This is a genomic window from Streptomyces sp. NPDC088350 (assembly GCF_044753545.1).
Taxonomy (GTDB): Bacteria; Actinomycetota; Actinomycetes; order Streptomycetales; family Streptomycetaceae; genus Streptomyces.
Window position 1 is genome coordinate 241,006 of record NZ_JBIVNL010000001.1, and the last position, 14,826, is coordinate 255,831.

Sequence of the window (14,826 nt, forward strand, 5' to 3'; positions counted from 1 at the left end):
GGCCTCCGGGAACATTCGTCGCGTCAAGCGCCGTAGGCAGGAGCGGGGGACCCAAGGTAAGCGCCGGGCCCGGGAGTCGAGAGACACCGGAACCGGCTTGGGGTTAAGCCGCGCACCGAGAGGTGTGCGGCCGGGCAACTCACACGGCCCGAACCCGACAGCTCACCTCGTAGGCGTCGGTGAGGGGATTGGGATTTTCCATGCTGTTTTCCAGCAAGGGCAAGCACCGCCGTCCGTCCAAGGCCACTCGCGTCGCCACGCTCGCCGGCGTGACCGGCGTCGCCATCGCCGCCCCGCTCATGGCGGCCAGTGGCGCCTCCGCCGCCACCGCGTCCGAGTGGGACACGGTCGCCAGCTGCGAGTCCGGCGGCAACTGGTCCATCAACACCGGCAACGGCTACTACGGCGGCCTGCAGTTCTCCGCCTCGACGTGGGCCGCGTACGGCGGCACCGCCTACGCCTCCACCGCGAACCAGGCCTCCAAGTCCCAGCAGATCGCCGTCGCCGAGAAGGTTCTCGCGGCCCAGGGCAAGGGCGCCTGGCCCACCTGCGGCACCGGCCTCTCCAGCGCCACCTACTCGGGCGGCAGCTCCTCGAGCGGCAACAGCTCGTCGAGCGGCAGCTCCTCCAGTGGCAGCACCAGCACCCGCTCGACGGACACGACGGCCTCCCGCTCCGCCGAGCGCCCGGCCGCCAAGAAGACCGTCACCACCCCGACCGGCAAGAAGGTCAAGAAGGGTGACGGCGAGTACAAGGTCGTCAAGGGCGACAGCCTCAGCTCCATCGCCGAGAAGCACAAGGTGAAGGGCGGCTGGCAGCAGCTGTTCAAGCTGAACAAGGACATCATCGACGACGCCGACGTCATCTTCCCGGGCCAGCAGCTCCACCTGAAGTGACATACGCGGCTCGTAGCTTAACCACAGCGCCCTCACAGCCGTGGTGTCCACTATGGAGACCTCGTGAGGGTCACCCCCGTCCCCCACGGGCTCCCCGCTCCGGTGCGTGTTCCCCCGTACGCACCGGGGCGGGGCTTTTTTTGTGCCCGCCGGTGATTTTGTGCGCTCTTTGGCGAAGCGCTTTGTTCCGTTCGGAAACAATTTACTCTCGGTTCTGTCCATCAGGCGGCCGACCGGATGGCCAATCGCCCCGAGCCGGTTAGGCTCGTCTCGCAGAGCCGCTGCGGTGTTGCCGTAGCCGCGTCAGATCCCAAGAAGGAGATGCTCGTGCCGTCCATCGACGTCGTCGTAGCCCGGGAAATCCTGGACTCCCGAGGCAACCCCACGGTCGAGGTCGAGGTCGGCCTCGACGACGGCAGCACGGGTCGTGCCGCCGTTCCGTCCGGCGCCTCCACCGGTGCCTTCGAGGCCATCGAGCTGCGTGACGGTGACCCGAACCGCTACGGCGGCAAGGGTGTCGAGAAGGCCGTCCTCGCCGTCATCGAGCAGATCGGCCCGGAGCTCGTCGGCTACGACGCCACCGAGCAGCGTCTGATCGACCAGGCGATGTTCGACCTGGACGCCACCGACAACAAGGGCTCCCTCGGCGCCAACGCCATCCTCGGCGTCTCCCTCGCCGTCGCGCACGCCGCCTCCGAGGCGTCCGACCTCCCCCTCTTCCGCTACCTGGGCGGCCCGAACGCGCACCTGCTGCCCGTTCCGATGATGAACATCCTGAACGGCGGCTCGCACGCCGACTCGAACGTGGACATCCAGGAGTTCATGATCGCCCCGATCGGCGCGGAGTCCTTCTCCGAGGCGCTGCGCTGGGGCGCCGAGGTCTACCACACCCTCAAGAAGGTGCTGAAGACCAAGGGCCTGTCCACCGGCCTCGGCGACGAGGGCGGCTTCGCCCCGAACCTGGAGTCCAACCGCGCCGCCCTCGACCTCATCATCGAGGCCATCAAGCAGGCCGGTTACATCCCCGGCGAGCAGATCGGGCTCGCGCTCGACGTCGCCGCGTCCGAGTTCTACAAGGACGGCAAGTACGAGTTCGAGGGCAAGTCCCGCTCGGCCGCCGAGATGACCGAGTACTACGAGGAGCTCGTCTCCGCGTACCCGCTCGTCTCCATCGAGGACCCGCTGTACGAGGACGACTGGGCCGGCTGGAAGGTCATCACCGACCGCATCGGCGACAAGGTCCAGATCGTCGGCGACGACCTCTTCGTCACCAACCCCGAGCGTCTCGCCCGCGGCATCGAGGAGGGCACCGCCAACGCCCTGCTCGTCAAGGTGAACCAGATCGGCTCGCTGACCGAGACCCTGGACGCCGTCGAGATGGCCCAGCGCAACGGCTTCAAGTGCATGATGTCCCACCGCTCCGGCGAGACCGAGGACACCACCATCGCCGACCTCGCCGTCGCGGTGAACTGCGGCCAGATCAAGACCGGCGCCCCGGCCCGCTCGGACCGCGTCGCCAAGTACAACCAGCTCCTGCGCATCGAGGAGATCCTCGACGACGCGGCGGAGTACGCGGGCCGCAGCGCGTTCCCCCGCTTCAAGGGCTGACCCCACCGGATTCCCGGGGATCCACCGGGTCAATCCTCAGCCAGTCGTACGTACGTCCCCGCACCCGGTCCCGTACCGTGTGCGGGGACGTACGCACGTGTGAAGGGGAGGCGGGACATGGCCGTGAAGGACCGGGACCGGTTCTCCACCGCGACCAGGCTGAAGCTGCTCGGCGAGCAGACGGCGGCCCGTGTCTACCGTTCCCAGACCAAACGGCAGGCCCGCCGTTCCCGGCTGACCGGCCGAGCGGCCCTCCTCGCCCTGGTGCTGTGCTCGCTGATCGTGGCGCTGGCGTACCCGATAAGGCAGTACGTCTCCCAGCGCGCCGAGATCTCCGATCTCCAACGGCAGCAGGAGCAGGCGCGGCAGCGCGTCGAGCAGCTGCGCGACCTCAAGGCACGCTGGCAGGACGACGCGTACGCGGAACAGCAGATCCGCCAGCGGCTGCACTATGTGATGCCCGGGGAGACGGGCTACATCGTGATCGACCCGGACGCGGCGAAGCAGTCGCGCGCCGAACTGGGGGCGGCCGACCGTCCCTGGTACGCGAACGTGTGGGACGGCGTCGACAAGTCCGACGCCTCCGACCGGTGAACCGACAGACACTTCAGAGAGACTCTCGTACAGGCATGGACACGCCCCCGCCGCCCACCCCGCGCACCGAGCCCACCGTCGCCGACGTCGCGGCCTTCCAGCAGCAACTCGGGCGCCCGCCGCGCGGGTTGCGCGCGATCGCACACCGTTGCCCGTGCGGACAGCCGGACGTGGTGGAGACGGCCCCCCGCCTCCCCGACGGCACGCCCTTCCCGACGACGTACTACCTGACGTGCCCGAAGGCCGCTTCGGCGATCGGCACCCTTGAGGCGAACGGCGTCATGAAGGACATGACGGCGAGGCTGGAGTCGGACCCCGAACTGGCCGCCGCGTACCGCGCCGCCCACGAGGACTACCTGGCCCGCCGCGACGCCATCGAGGTCCTGGAGGGCTTCCCGAGCGCGGGCGGCATGCCGGACCGTGTGAAGTGCCTGCACGTCCTCGTGGGCCACTCCCTGGCCGCGGGCCCGGGCGTCAACCCGCTGGGCGACGAGGCGCTCGCGATGCTGCCGGAGTGGTGGGCCAAGGGGCCGTGCGTGAGAGTGCCCGGGGTACCGCCGACCGGCGACGGTTGGGAGACCGTGACGTCCGAGGACGGCAAGGGCTACTTCTCGTTCAAGCCCGTCGAGGCGCAGGCGAAGGAGGACGACCAGTGACCCGTGTCGCCGCCATCGACTGCGGTACGAACTCGATCCGCCTCCTCGTCGCCGACGTGACCCCGGAGACCGGTGAACTCGTCGACCTGGACCGGCGGATGACGATCGTCCGGCTCGGCCAGGGCGTGGACAAGACCGGCCGCCTGGCCCCCGAGGCGCTGGAGCGCACCTTCGCGGCCTGCCGCGACTACGCGACGATCATCAAGGAACACGGCGCGGAACACCTCCGCTTCGTGGCCACGTCCGCCTCCCGCGACGCCTCGAACCGCGACGACTTCGTCCGCGGGGTCCTGGACATCCTCGGCGTCGAACCCGAGGTGATCACCGGCGACGAGGAGGCGGAACTCTCCTTCACCGGCGCGACGGCGGAACTGACCGGCCGGGACGACCTGGCCCTCGCCAAGCCCTACCTCGTCGTGGACATCGGCGGCGGCTCCACGGAGTTCGTCGTCGGCGACGACCAGGTCCGCGCGGCCCGCTCCGTGGACATCGGCTGCGTCCGCATGACGGAGCGCCACCTGGTCCGCGACGGCAAGGTCACGGACCCGCCGACCCCGGACCAGGTCACGGCGATGCGCGCGGACATCGAGGCGGCCCTGGACCTCGCCGAGAAGACGGTCCCGCTCCGCGAGGCCCGCACCCTGGTGGGCCTGGCCGGCTCGGTCACCACGGTCTCGGCGATCGCCCAGAACCTCCCCGAGTACGACACGGAGGCCATCCACCACTCCCGCGTCTCCTACGACCGCGTCCGCGAGATCACCGAGTCCCTCCTCCGCTCCACCCACGCCGAACGCGCCGCCATCCCCTCCATGCACCCGGGCCGCGTCGACGTCATCGGCGCGGGCGCCCTCGTACTCCTCTCGATCATGGAGCGGGCCGGGGCGACGGAGGTCGTGGTGAGCGAGCACGACATCTTGGACGGGATCGCCTTCAAGGCAGCGGAAGCGGCCGAGGGCGACAACCGGGAGGGCTAGCGCCGGACCCGCACCACCAGCTTCCCCGTGGCCCGGTCGTGCTCCATGTCCTCGTGGGCCCGCGGTACTTGCTCCAGGCCGTCGTACACGCGGTCGACGGGGAAGGACAGCTGGCCGGTGGCGACCGCGTCGAGGATCTCCTGGAAGGTCTCCCGGGGCAGGTCGGACGCGTCGCCGAAGTAGCCCGCGAGGCGTACGCCCCTCGGCAGGTACTCGTTCGGGGAGAAGTCGCGCACCGTCCACTGGTTGGAGAGGCTGCCGCCGAAGCAGGCCGTGCCGTGGACGCGTACCGCGCGCAGGGTGTCGGGGAGGGTCGGGGTGCCGACGAGGTCGAGGGCCGCGTCGACTCCGGACGGGTACAACTCCCGTACTGCGGGCGCCACTTCACCCGTGTCCAGCAGCGGGTGGTCGACGCCGTGTTCCTTCAGCAGGGCGAGGCGGTCGGGGCGGCGGGTGGTGGACAGCACCGTGGCGCCGCGCCGGCGGGCCAGCGCGGCGGCTGCCAGGCCCACCGAGGAGGTGCCGCCGCGGATCAGCACGGACTGGCCGGGCTTCAGGTCCAGGCCGACGGTGAGCGAGCCGTAGGCCGTCTGCACCATCTCCGGCAGGGCGCCCAGGACTTCCCAGGGCAGGTCGGTGTCGACGGGGATGACCTGCGGCAGCGGCACCGATGTGTACTCGGCGTAGCCGCCGTCGTAGGTGCGCCCCATGTCTCCCATCATCGCGACGACCTTCTGCCCGGGAGCCAGTCCGCTGCCGGCCGGGGCCGCGTCGACCGTGCCGGCGGCCTCGATGCCCGGTACCCGGGGGAAACCGACGCCCTCGCTCACCCCCAACCGGAGCTTCAGCTCGGAGCGGTTGAGGCCGAACGCCTCGACACGGATACGCACCCAGCCGTCCCGCTCGGGCGGCAGCGGGAGCGTGGTCAGCCGCAGGTTCTCGACGGGGCCGGGGGCGGAGAGCTGGACGGCGCGCATGGTGGTCGGCGAGGACGTCATGGGGCTGCCAACGCGCGGTCGCGGCGGCTTCATTCCCGACTCGCCCTGGGGAGGGGGTCGGTAAGCGGAGGGACGGTATGCGGAGAAACCGCTGTGCCGGACCCTCGGCACCCCGAATTATTACTGGCCGGTACTAAACTCCTGAGCAGCCCATATAACGTATGAGCGGATGCAGGGGCGCTCGTCGCCCCCCTCCGGAACACGTCCGTAAGAAAGTTCGTGAAGTTCTTCACAAGGAATTCTGTCCCGTTGGCGGACGAGACCGCCCCGGTTGGCCCTTCCGGGGACTCGGCGGGGTCGGGGGCGTGCTCGGCGGGGTGGTACGGGAGTGATTCGGGGGAGTTTCGGGAGGGTGTCGGCGAGGTGTGGTCCAGGGGGTCCGACGGGGCAGAGCGGCAGCTCACGCGGCCTTGACAACGGGGCGAACCGACCCGTGGTTCCCCTCCCGTGACGTGACCTGGATCATGCGAGTCGCGGAGGATAACACAGACCCTGTGCAAGCTTGTGAAGGGGCGCACGAGCGACCCCCCAGGGGCAGGTGGATACTCGATGGCATGAGCACCACGGAGCGTCCCAGGATCCTCGTAGTAGGCGGTGGGTACGTAGGCCTGTACGCAGCTCGGCGCATTCTCAAGAAGATGCGCTACGGCGAGGCGACCGTCACGGTCGTCGACCCCCGGTCGTACATGACCTACCAGCCCTTCCTCCCCGAAGCCGCCGCCGGCAGCATCTCCCCTCGGCACGTCGTCGTCCCGTTGCGACGCGTGCTGCCGAAGGCGGAGGTCCTCACCGGCCGGGTCACCACCATCGACCAGGACCGCAAGGTCGCCACGATCGCCCCCCTCGTGGGCGAGGCGTACGAGCTGCCTTTCGACTACCTCGTCATCGCGATGGGCGCGGTCTCCCGCACCTTCCCGATCCCCGGCCTCGCCGAACAGGGCATCGGCATGAAGGGCATCGAGGAGTCCATCGGCCTGCGCAACCACGTCCTTGAGCAGCTCGACAAGGCCGACTCCACCACCGACGAGGAGATCCGCCGCAAGGCGCTCACCTTCGTCTTCATCGGCGGCGGTTTCGCCGGTGCGGAGACCATCGGTGAGGTCGAGGACATGGCCCGGGACGCGGCCAAGTACTACAGCAACGTCTCCCGCGAGGACATGCGCTTCGTCCTCGTCGACGCCGCCGACAAGATCCTCCCCGAGGTCGGCCCCAAGCTCGGCCAGTACGGCAAGGAGCACCTGGAGAGCCGCGGGATCGAGATCTACCTCTCGACCTCGATGGACTCCTGCGTCGACGGTCACGTCGTGCTGAAGAACGGCCTCGAGGTCGACTCCAACACGATCGTGTGGACGGCCGGCGTCAAGCCGAACCCCGTTCTCTCCCGCTTCGGCCTGCCGCTCGGCCCGCGCGGTCACGTCGACGCCCAGCCGACCCTCCAGGTCACCGGCACCGACTACATCTGGGCCGCCGGCGACAACGCCCAGGTGCCCGACATCGCCGCCCGCAAGGCCGGCGTCGAGAACGCCTGGTGCCCGCCGAACGCCCAGCACGCGCTGCGCCAGGCGAAGGTCCTCGGCGACAACGTGATCTCCGGTATGCGGGGCTTCCCGCAGAAGGAGTACGCGCACGCCAACAAGGGTGCGGTGGCGGGTCTCGGCCTCCACAAGGGCGTCGCGATGATCGTCATGGGCAAGATGAAGATCAAGGTCAAGGGCCGCCTCGCGTGGTACATGCACCGCGGCTACCACGGTCTGGCCATGCCGACCTGGAACCGCAAGATCCGCATCTTCGCCGACTGGACCCTCGCGATGTTCCTCAAGCGCGAGGTCGTGTCGCTCGGTGCCATGGAGAACCCCCGCGAGGAGTTCTACGAGGCCGCCAAGCCGGCGCCGGCGCCCGCCGCGGCCGAACCCGCTGCGGGCAAGACCGAAGTGAAGGCCAAGGCCTCCTGACCCCCTCCGGTCACCCCTGAAACACCCCCGAAGGGGCCGTCCGCCATCCGTGGTGCGGACGGCCCCTTCGGCGTTCCCGGACCGCCCCACCTCCATGGCCGCTACACCTGTTTTGCCTACTCGTAACGCTCAAGCAGGACTGCGACCGGCCCTGGCCGGTGTTTACGTAGTGATGGACAATTCCGGGATCCGCGTCACGGAGGTGTGCGCCATGGCTGATGCCGCGCTGCGGCTCAAATCCCTCTTCGAACAGCTACTGGGAACCCCGGTCCCGGTGCGCATCCGCGCCTGGGACGGTTCCGCGGCGGGGCCGCCGGATGCGCCGACCCTGGTCGTACGCAACCGCCGTGCCCTGCGCCGACTCCTCTGGAAGCCCGGCGAACTCGGCATGGCGCGTGCCTGGGTCTCCGGAGACCTGGAGATCGAGGGCGACCTGTACGCGGCCCTCGACGCGCTGTCCGAGCTGGTGTGGGAGCGCGGCGACGACGCCCGCACCCTCGCCCAGGCGCTGCGCGACCCCGAGGTGCGGTCCGCCGTACGCGGACTGGTCAAGCTCGGCGGGCTCCCGCTGCCGCTCGCCCCGCCCCCGGAGGAGGTCCGCCGCAGCCGCGCCCACCTCCACACCAAGCGCACCGACAGACGCGCCATCGGCCACCACTACGACGTCGGCAACGACTTCTACGAGATCGTCCTCGGGCCGTCCATGGTCTACTCGTGCGCCTACTGGGAGTCCCCGGACGGCACGTTGGAGGACGCGCAGCGCGACAAGCTCGAACTCATCTGCCGCAAGCTGGAGTTGACACCCGGTCAGCGACTCCTCGACGTCGGCTGCGGCTGGGGTTCGATGGCGATCCACGCGGCCCGCGAGTACGGCGTGAGCGTCGTCGGCGTGACCCTCTCGCAGGAACAGGCCGCCTACGCCCGTAAGCGCGTCGCGGGCGAGGGACTCACCGACAAGGTGGAGATCCGGGTGCAGGACTACCGGGACGTCACCGACGGGCCCTACGACGCCGTCTCCTCCGTGGGCATGGCCGAACACGTGGGCGCCGAACGGTACTTGGAGTACGCGGAAGTGCTCCACTCGCTGCTCAAGCCCGGCGGGCGGCTCCTGAACCACCAGATCGCCCGCCGCCCGCACCGCGACGAATCCGCCTACAACCTCGACGAGTTCATCGACTCCTATGTCTTCCCCGACGGCGAACTCGCCCCGATCGGCACCACGGTGACCCAGCTGGAGCGCGCCGGCCTGGAGGTCCGCGACGTCGAGGTGATCCGCGAGCACTACGCGCTCACCCTGCGCCGCTGGGTCGCCAACCTGGAGGCCGACTGGGCCCGCGCGTCGCGGCTCGCCGGGGCCGGCCGCGCCCGCGTCTGGCGCCTGTACATGGCCGCCTCCGCCCTCGCCTTCGAACGCAACCGCATCGGCGTCAACCAGGTCCTGGCCGTCCGCACCCCGGACTCCGGCGACTCCGGCATGCCGCTGCGCGCCCGCACCTGGAACTGAGCACACTGCAAGGCGAACAAGAAGGGCCCCGTTCCGCACCGGAACGGGGCCCCACCTCATGTGCCGCTACTCGGACTTGATGGCCGACAGCATGTTCAGCTTGGCCGCGCGCCGGGCCGGCCACAGCGCCGCGAGGACGCCGACCGTGCCCGCCAGGAGCAGGAAGAGCGCCATCCGGGCCCAGGGGACGACCAGTTCGTAGGTCGCCATCTTCGCGCCGATCAACTCACCGGCCGCCCAGCCGAAGAAGACTCCCAGACCGATGCCGAGCACCCCGCCGAAGAGCGAGATGACCAGGGACTCCAGGCGGACCATCCGCTTGATGCCCTTGCGGTCCAGGCCGATCGCGCGCAGCATCCCGATCTCCTGCGAGCGCTCGAAGACCGACATGGCGAGGGTGTTGATGACCCCGAGGACCGCGACGATCACCGCCATGGCGAGCAGGCCGTAGACCATGTTGAGGATCAGGGTGAAGACCTGCGCGATGCTGTCGGAGAGGTCCTGCTTGTCCTGGACCTTGACGGCCGGGTTGGAGCCGAGGGCCTTCTCCAGCTTGTCCTTCGTCGCACTCGACACGCCGTCCGCCGTCTTGACCAGGATCTGCATGTCGGCCGGCTCGGTCTGGTGCGGGGCGAGTGTCGCGTTGTCGAGCATGATGCCCCGGATCACCGCGTTGCCCTCGTAGACCGCGGAGACGGTCAGTTGCTGCGCCCTGCCGTCCTCGTAGTGCGTCGTGAAGGTCGAACCGGCCTTCCAGCCATGGGACTTGGCCGTGTCGTCGTCCACGACGACCTGCGTCCCGGCGACCTTGAAGGTGCCGCTGTCGACCTTGAGGTCGGTGAGCTTGCCGATCGCGGAGCCGTTGACGCCCGTCAGGGCCTCGGTCGTGCCGTCGATGCGCGAAGGGGCGTTGCGCAGCGGGCTGCTGGCGGTGACGCCGGACGTGGTGGTGAGCGTCTTGTCGACGTCGGGGGAGAGCTGGTTGCCGTTCGCCATCGAGACGATGTAGTCGGCGCTGATCGCGGACGAGGCCATCCTGTCGATCGCCTGCTGGAGGCTGCCCGCCATCACCGTCATGCCGGTGATGAGGGTGAGGCCGATCATCAGCGCGGACGCGGTGGCGGCCGTACGGCGCGGGTTGCGCACCGAGTTCTGGCGGGCCAGCTTGCCGGAGATCCCGAAGATCCGCAGCACCGGGGCCGCCGCCGCGATCAGCGGGCGGGACAGCAGCGGGGTCAGGATGAACACCCCGATGATGAGGAGTACGGCGCCGATGCCCATGGGTGCCTGGCCGTCCGAGCCGTTCATCGACGTGGCCGCGATGACGACCGCGACGCCCGCGCCGGAGAACAGCGCGCCGAGCGTGTTGCGCAGCACCAGCGACTTGGTGGTGGCCGTCGCGTGCACGCTGCTCATCGCGGCGACCGGCGGGATCTTCGCGGCCCGGCGGCCGGGCAGCCAGGCGGCGAGCATGGTGATGAGGACGCCGACCGCGAGGGCGCTGAGCACCGTGCCCGAGGTGATGACCAGCGGGCCGTCCGGGACGGTCGCGCCGATCGTGCCCATCAGGCCGCGCAGCCCGGCGCCGATACCGATACCGGCGACCAGACCGGCCACCGCGGCGATCGCGCCCACCACGAACGCCTCCAGCAGCACCGACCGCGTGACCTGCCGCCGGGAGGCGCCGACCGCGCGCAGCAGCGCCAGTTCCTTGGTGCGCTGGGCGACCAGCATGGTGAAGGTGTTGGCGATGATGAACGTGCCGACGAAGAGCGCGATCCCCGCGAAGACCAGCAGCCCCGACTTCAGCCCGCTCATCGACGCGGCGATCGTCTCGGCCTGGTCGGCGGCGAGCTTCTTGGCGGTGGTGGTCTCCGTCTGCCCCTTGGGCAGGGCCAGGTCCAGCTGCGACTTCAGCGCCGCCTGACTCGTCCCGGCCGCGGCCTTCACATCGATCTCGTCGTACGTCCCCGCCTTGCCGAACAGCTTCTGCGCGGTCGCCGTGTCGAAGAGGGCGAGGCTGCCGCCGGCGGCGACATTGCCGTCGTCGGTGGTGAAGATGCCGGTGATCCTCGGGCTCAGCACCGGCCCGTCGACCGACAGACGTACGGTGTCGCCGACCTTGTACCCGGCGCGCTTCGCGGTCTCGGAGTCGATCGCGACCTCGCCCGAACCGTGCGGCGCGGTACCGGACTTGAGGGGATAGCGGGCGTCCTTGGCCCCCCAGTAGTTGCCGCCCTCGGACTGGAAGCCGCCGCCGATGAGCTTGCCCTTCTTGTCGGCTATGGCGGTGAATCCGTTGACGACGCCGGTCGCGGACGCGGCGCCCGGCACCTTCGCGCTGGTGGCGAGCATGGCCCGGGTCAGCTCGGGCGTCTTGCCGACCGTGTCGCCCTTGTCGTTCTGGGACTTGGCCCGCACGGCGACGTCGACCTGGCCGAAGCCCTTGGCCGAGCTGTTCTGGAAGGCGTTCGAGATGGTGTTGGTGAAGACCAGGGTCCCCGAGACGAACGCGACGCCGAGCATCACGGCGAGCACGGTCATGAGGAGCCGGGCCTTGTGCGCGAGCACGTTGCGCAAGGCGGTTCGGAACATGGGTCTACTCAGTCCAGGTGTAAGAAGAGGTGAGCCGGGCGGCGAAGTCGGTTGCCGGGAAGGTGACGTGAGGGACCGTCAGGAGACTTGCGGTCAGCTGGTGCGGCCCTTGGCGTCGAACCGCTTCATGCGGTCGAGCACCGAGTCCGCCGTCGGCTCGAAGACCTCGTCGACGATGCGTCCGTCCGCGAGGAACACCACCCGGTCCGCGTACGCGGCGGCCACCGGGTCGTGGGTCACCATGACCACCGTCTGCCCCAACTCCCGTACGGAGTTGCGGAGAAAGCCCAGCACCTCGGCGCCGGAGCGCGAGTCGAGGTTTCCGGTCGGCTCGTCGCCGAAGATGATGTCGGGGCGGGAGGCCAACGCCCGTGCCACGGCGACGCGTTGCTGCTGGCCGCCGGAGAGCTGGGAGGGCCGGTGCTTGAGCCGGTCGGCGAGACCGATCATCCGGATCACCGAGTCCAGCCATTCCTTGTCGGGCTTGCGGCCCGCGATGTCCATGGGGAGCGTGATGTTCTCCAGGGCCGTCAGCGTCGGCAGCAGGTTGAACGCCTGGAAGATGAAACCGATCTTGTCCCGGCGCAACTTGGTGAGCTGCTTGTCCTTCAGGGAGCCCAGTTCGGTGTCACCGATGCGCACGGAACCGGACGAGAAGGTGTCCAGGCCGGCCACGCAGTGCATCAGGGTGGACTTGCCGGACCCCGAGGGGCCCATGATCGCGGTGAACTCGGCCTGCCGGAAGGCGATCGAGACCCGGTCGAGGGCGACCACCTGGGTCTCGCCCTGTCCGTAGACCTTCGAAAGATCCGTGGCACGCGCGGCCACTGAGGTGGTCCGGTCGGCGATGGGGGTGGTGGTCACGGAAGGCGCTCCTGTCGGGACGACGGTGTTGCTGGGGACGTGTCCCATCCTTCCGGCCCGGTCCCGCCGTGTAGTCAGCCGCTGTTCCGGTTCCGAGGGCAGCCTCCAGGCGGACTGCGCTCCGCGCTGTCATACCTGGGGATGAGGACCGTCCCTGAGACCGCCTCCGCGTCCGTCCCCGAGACCGCCTCCGCGTCCGCCCCCGAGACCGCCTCCGCGTCCGCCCGGCGGCGGATCCCGTCAAGAACCGGTGGAGCACCCTCGTTCGGGCGGTGAAATTACGTCATTCCGCACCCGCGCCCCCGGACCGCGCGCAAGGCTGTTGGCAAGTGCTGATGGCTCTTTCCAGGGTCTGATGAACCCTCAGACATCAATAAAATAAGACAACATCGGTCCGCCTGCCCGCTGTTGGGGAGACGTGCCCCGATAGGCTCGTGACTTCGATGCGGAGCCCACGGCCTGCCCGGATGGTGGAATGCAGACACGGCGAGCTTAAACCTCGCTGCCCCTTCGCGGGCGTGCCGGTTCAAGTCCGGCTCCGGGCACCTCCGACCTCACTCTCACGGATGGTCAGCCTTCATAGACGGTCAGTACGGCGCCGTCGATCTCCACCCGGCGCGGTGCGCGCAGTTCGCCCCGTCTGAGGGATTCCAGGCAGCGGCGGAACAGGTCGAGTTCCTCGGTGTCCAGGACGGCGGCGGCGAGGTCGAGGAGTTCGTGGACGGAGTCCTCCGTCAGCACCTCGGGCAGCTCGCCGGAGAGCAGGGCGACCGATTCGCCGGCCGGTCCGCGGACCACGGCGGTGGTCATTCCGCCATGTATGAACAGCACTTCTCACCCCTGGGGCCCGTGGTCGCGCGGCTCACCCGCTCGGGCAGGACGAGAGATTAGCCGTCGGTCTCCGCGTTCCCGGGGTGCTCTGCAATCTTTGTCCGAGAAGGTGCCGGATGCGACATCGAGTGGCACGGCGCGGGCACGTGGGGCGTCCGGGGTGGACGGTTCGCGTCAGTTCTCGCGCGGGGCGCGGTCGAGCAGGGACTCCACGAGGGCGGCCACGTGTCGGCGGTCGTCGTCGGACAGTCGTTGGACGCTGGCGATCAGCAGGTCGACCTCGGAGTCGGCGGGTCTGTGGGACGCGTCGGTGCCGGGAGCCGGCCCGGTGCCGTACACGTGGATGCCGCAGGCTTCGGCGGCGGCGCGGCGCACGGTGTCCAACGGCAGGTCGAGGCCCTTGGACAGGCCCTCCAGGGTGGCCGGCTGGGGCATCCGGACCGCGCGCTCCGTGGTGGCCAGGTGGTGGACCGTGGAGCGCGGGATGCCGCCGCGTCGCGCCACGTCGCCGTAGGACCAGCCGTTGCGGTCGAGGTGCTCACGGATGATCTGCTGCAGTGCGTTGGCCACCGATGGTCACTTCCTGCTCGCCGCCGGGCGGAGTCCCGCGGGATGGCGGAACTGCGGAATCTGCGCGTCGGCCCGATTCTACGGGCGCCTTCGTCAATGGCCGAGAGCGGATTTCCCGAACGGGTTGCGCTCGGGTCCCTCCAGCCCCTAGTGTCCAATCTCGTTGGACAGAACGTCCGACCAGATTGGACGGAGTCGGGGGGGAACCTGACACCGTCCGACCGCAATTGCCCATCCCTGAGGGGGAACTGACATGTTGGACGCCCGTGAGCTCGACGCCGAGTCCGCCGACCTGCTGCCCGGCCGTGAGGCCCTCGGCCGCCTGAAGTTCGGCTTCGGCAAGACGGTCAACGTCACCAAGCACGTCGCGCACATCTCGGCGAGCAACTCCTCCGCCGCTCTGAACGACCACTCCCTGGGCTCGGTCGCCGACTCGGGTGCCGCCCAGGCCATCGACGTCGTTCAGTAACGCACCCCGCACACCGCTCACCCCCGCACCCGCCATCCACGCCAGAACACTTCGAAAGGACCATCACCATGAGCATGGACATGCACGAGCTGGACTCCGAGTCGGCCGACCTGCTTCCGGGCCGTGAGGCCCTCGGCCGCCTGAAGTTCAGCTTCGGCAAGACGGTCAACGTCACCAAGCACGTCGCGCACATCTCCGCGAGCAACGAGTCGGCCGCCCTGAACGACCACTCGCTGTACTCCGACGCGCAGTCCTCGGCCAGCCAGAGCATCAGCGTCACCCAGTAACCCGCCAGCACCGCCGCCTCGGCGGCAC

The 14,826-nt window shown here is 69.4% G+C and carries 14 protein-coding genes, 1 tRNA gene and 1 riboswitch; of the genes, 10 read left to right on the forward strand and 5 right to left on the reverse strand.

Translation table 11 applies throughout. The features are described 5' to 3' along the window. Positions 1–18: 18 nt before the first annotated feature. Positions 19–191: riboswitch (cyclic di-AMP (ydaO/yuaA leader) on the forward strand. 9 nt (positions 192–200) lie between these two features. The 5 genes from ACIQBL_RS01110 (at position 201) to ACIQBL_RS01130 (ending at position 4,728) form a co-directional block, all read left to right on the forward strand. After that, positions 201–896 (forward strand): transglycosylase family protein, encoded by a 696-nt coding sequence (locus ACIQBL_RS01110; protein ID WP_401935457.1) that lies wholly within the window; start codon positions 201–203, stop codon positions 894–896. A gap of 321 nt (positions 897–1,217) precedes the next feature. After that, complete coding sequence (gene eno, locus ACIQBL_RS01115; RefSeq protein WP_033284339.1) at positions 1,218–2,504, forward strand: phosphopyruvate hydratase; 1,287 nt, start codon at positions 1,218–1,220, stop codon at positions 2,502–2,504. Between the two features lie 117 nt (positions 2,505–2,621). Then, the gene (locus tag ACIQBL_RS01120) at positions 2,622–3,098 is read left to right on the forward strand and encodes a septum formation initiator family protein (protein WP_401935459.1); all 477 of its coding nucleotides are present in this window, start codon (positions 2,622–2,624) and stop codon (positions 3,096–3,098) included. A gap of 35 nt (positions 3,099–3,133) precedes the next feature. Beyond that, the gene (locus ACIQBL_RS01125; RefSeq protein ID WP_401935461.1) at positions 3,134–3,754 is read left to right on the forward strand and encodes a DUF501 domain-containing protein; all 621 of its coding nucleotides are present in this window, start codon (positions 3,134–3,136) and stop codon (positions 3,752–3,754) included. Further along, positions 3,751–4,728, forward strand: coding sequence for an exopolyphosphatase (locus tag ACIQBL_RS01130; RefSeq protein ID WP_401935463.1), 978 nt, complete (start codon positions 3,751–3,753; stop codon positions 4,726–4,728). The genes ACIQBL_RS01125 and ACIQBL_RS01130 overlap by 4 nt, the downstream gene beginning before the upstream one ends. On the opposite strand, the gene ACIQBL_RS01135 is transcribed toward ACIQBL_RS01130, so the two are convergent. Beyond that, on the reverse strand, positions 4,725–5,726 hold the full coding sequence (locus ACIQBL_RS01135; RefSeq protein WP_401935465.1) for a zinc-binding dehydrogenase: 1,002 nt from the start codon (positions 5,724–5,726) through the stop codon (positions 4,725–4,727). The genes ACIQBL_RS01130 and ACIQBL_RS01135 overlap by 4 nt on opposite strands. A gap of 554 nt (positions 5,727–6,280) precedes the next feature. Between ACIQBL_RS01135 and ACIQBL_RS01140 the strand changes: the two genes are divergently transcribed. Together ACIQBL_RS01140 and ACIQBL_RS01145 are read left to right on the forward strand one after the other, a co-directional pair. Next, positions 6,281–7,678, forward strand: a complete 1,398-nt coding sequence (locus tag ACIQBL_RS01140) for an NAD(P)/FAD-dependent oxidoreductase (RefSeq protein ID WP_401935466.1) — start codon at positions 6,281–6,283, stop codon at positions 7,676–7,678. A gap of 211 nt (positions 7,679–7,889) precedes the next feature. Then, the gene (locus ACIQBL_RS01145) at positions 7,890–9,182 is read left to right on the forward strand and encodes a class I SAM-dependent methyltransferase (protein WP_401935468.1); all 1,293 of its coding nucleotides are present in this window, start codon (positions 7,890–7,892) and stop codon (positions 9,180–9,182) included. A 66-nt stretch (positions 9,183–9,248) separates the two neighbouring features. On the opposite strand, the gene ACIQBL_RS01150 is transcribed toward ACIQBL_RS01145, so the two are convergent. Together ACIQBL_RS01150 and ACIQBL_RS01155 are read right to left on the reverse strand one after the other, a co-directional pair. Continuing rightward, complete coding sequence (locus ACIQBL_RS01150) at positions 9,249–11,777, reverse strand: ABC transporter permease (RefSeq protein WP_401935470.1); 2,529 nt, start codon at positions 11,775–11,777, stop codon at positions 9,249–9,251. A gap of 93 nt (positions 11,778–11,870) precedes the next feature. After that, a complete protein-coding gene (locus ACIQBL_RS01155) occupies positions 11,871–12,641 on the reverse strand; it encodes an ABC transporter ATP-binding protein (RefSeq protein ID WP_401935472.1) in 771 nt (256 codons plus the stop codon). 461 nt (positions 12,642–13,102) lie between these two features. Here ACIQBL_RS01155 and ACIQBL_RS01160 point away from each other — a divergent pair. Beyond that, positions 13,103–13,186, forward strand: a tRNA-Leu gene (locus tag ACIQBL_RS01160). A 25-nt stretch (positions 13,187–13,211) separates the two neighbouring features. Here ACIQBL_RS01160 and ACIQBL_RS01165 read toward each other — a convergent pair. After that, a complete protein-coding gene (locus tag ACIQBL_RS01165; RefSeq protein WP_401935474.1) occupies positions 13,212–13,451 on the reverse strand; it encodes a hypothetical protein in 240 nt (79 codons plus the stop codon). A 195-nt stretch (positions 13,452–13,646) separates the two neighbouring features. Further along, complete coding sequence (locus ACIQBL_RS01170) at positions 13,647–14,042, reverse strand: helix-turn-helix domain-containing protein (protein WP_401935476.1); 396 nt, start codon at positions 14,040–14,042, stop codon at positions 13,647–13,649. 253 nt (positions 14,043–14,295) lie between these two features. Between ACIQBL_RS01170 and ACIQBL_RS01175 the strand changes: the two genes are divergently transcribed. Both ACIQBL_RS01175 and ACIQBL_RS01180 read left to right on the forward strand, forming a co-directional pair. Further along, complete coding sequence (locus tag ACIQBL_RS01175) at positions 14,296–14,511, forward strand: hypothetical protein (protein ID WP_401935478.1); 216 nt, start codon at positions 14,296–14,298, stop codon at positions 14,509–14,511. A 68-nt stretch (positions 14,512–14,579) separates the two neighbouring features. Next, positions 14,580–14,798, forward strand: a complete 219-nt coding sequence (locus ACIQBL_RS01180) for a hypothetical protein (RefSeq protein ID WP_401935480.1) — start codon at positions 14,580–14,582, stop codon at positions 14,796–14,798. The last annotated feature ends 28 nt before the right edge of the window (positions 14,799–14,826 follow it).

What these genes read in the sequence shown, in the direction of transcription:
- ACIQBL_RS01110 (WP_401935457.1), top strand. Translation starts at nt 201, where the DNA reads ATGCTGTTTTCCAGCAAGGGCAAGCACCGCCGTCCGTCCAAGGCCACT.
- eno (WP_033284339.1), top strand. Translation starts at nt 1,218, where the DNA reads ATGCTCGTGCCGTCCATCGACGTCGTCGTAGCCCGGGAAATCCTGGAC.
- ACIQBL_RS01120 (WP_401935459.1), top strand. Translation starts at nt 2,622, where the DNA reads ATGGCCGTGAAGGACCGGGACCGGTTCTCCACCGCGACCAGGCTGAAG.
- ACIQBL_RS01125 (WP_401935461.1), top strand. Translation starts at nt 3,134, where the DNA reads ATGGACACGCCCCCGCCGCCCACCCCGCGCACCGAGCCCACCGTCGCC.
- ACIQBL_RS01135 (WP_401935465.1), bottom strand. Translation starts at nt 5,726, where the DNA reads ATGACGTCCTCGCCGACCACCATGCGCGCCGTCCAGCTCTCCGCCCCC.
- ACIQBL_RS01140 (WP_401935466.1), top strand. Translation starts at nt 6,281, where the DNA reads ATGAGCACCACGGAGCGTCCCAGGATCCTCGTAGTAGGCGGTGGGTAC.
- ACIQBL_RS01145 (WP_401935468.1), top strand. Translation starts at nt 7,890, where the DNA reads ATGGCTGATGCCGCGCTGCGGCTCAAATCCCTCTTCGAACAGCTACTG.
- ACIQBL_RS01150 (WP_401935470.1), bottom strand. Translation starts at nt 11,777, where the DNA reads ATGTTCCGAACCGCCTTGCGCAACGTGCTCGCGCACAAGGCCCGGCTC.
- ACIQBL_RS01165 (WP_401935474.1), bottom strand. Translation starts at nt 13,451, where the DNA reads ATGACCACCGCCGTGGTCCGCGGACCGGCCGGCGAATCGGTCGCCCTG.
- ACIQBL_RS01175 (WP_401935478.1), top strand. Translation starts at nt 14,296, where the DNA reads ATGTTGGACGCCCGTGAGCTCGACGCCGAGTCCGCCGACCTGCTGCCC.
- ACIQBL_RS01180 (WP_401935480.1), top strand. Translation starts at nt 14,580, where the DNA reads ATGAGCATGGACATGCACGAGCTGGACTCCGAGTCGGCCGACCTGCTT.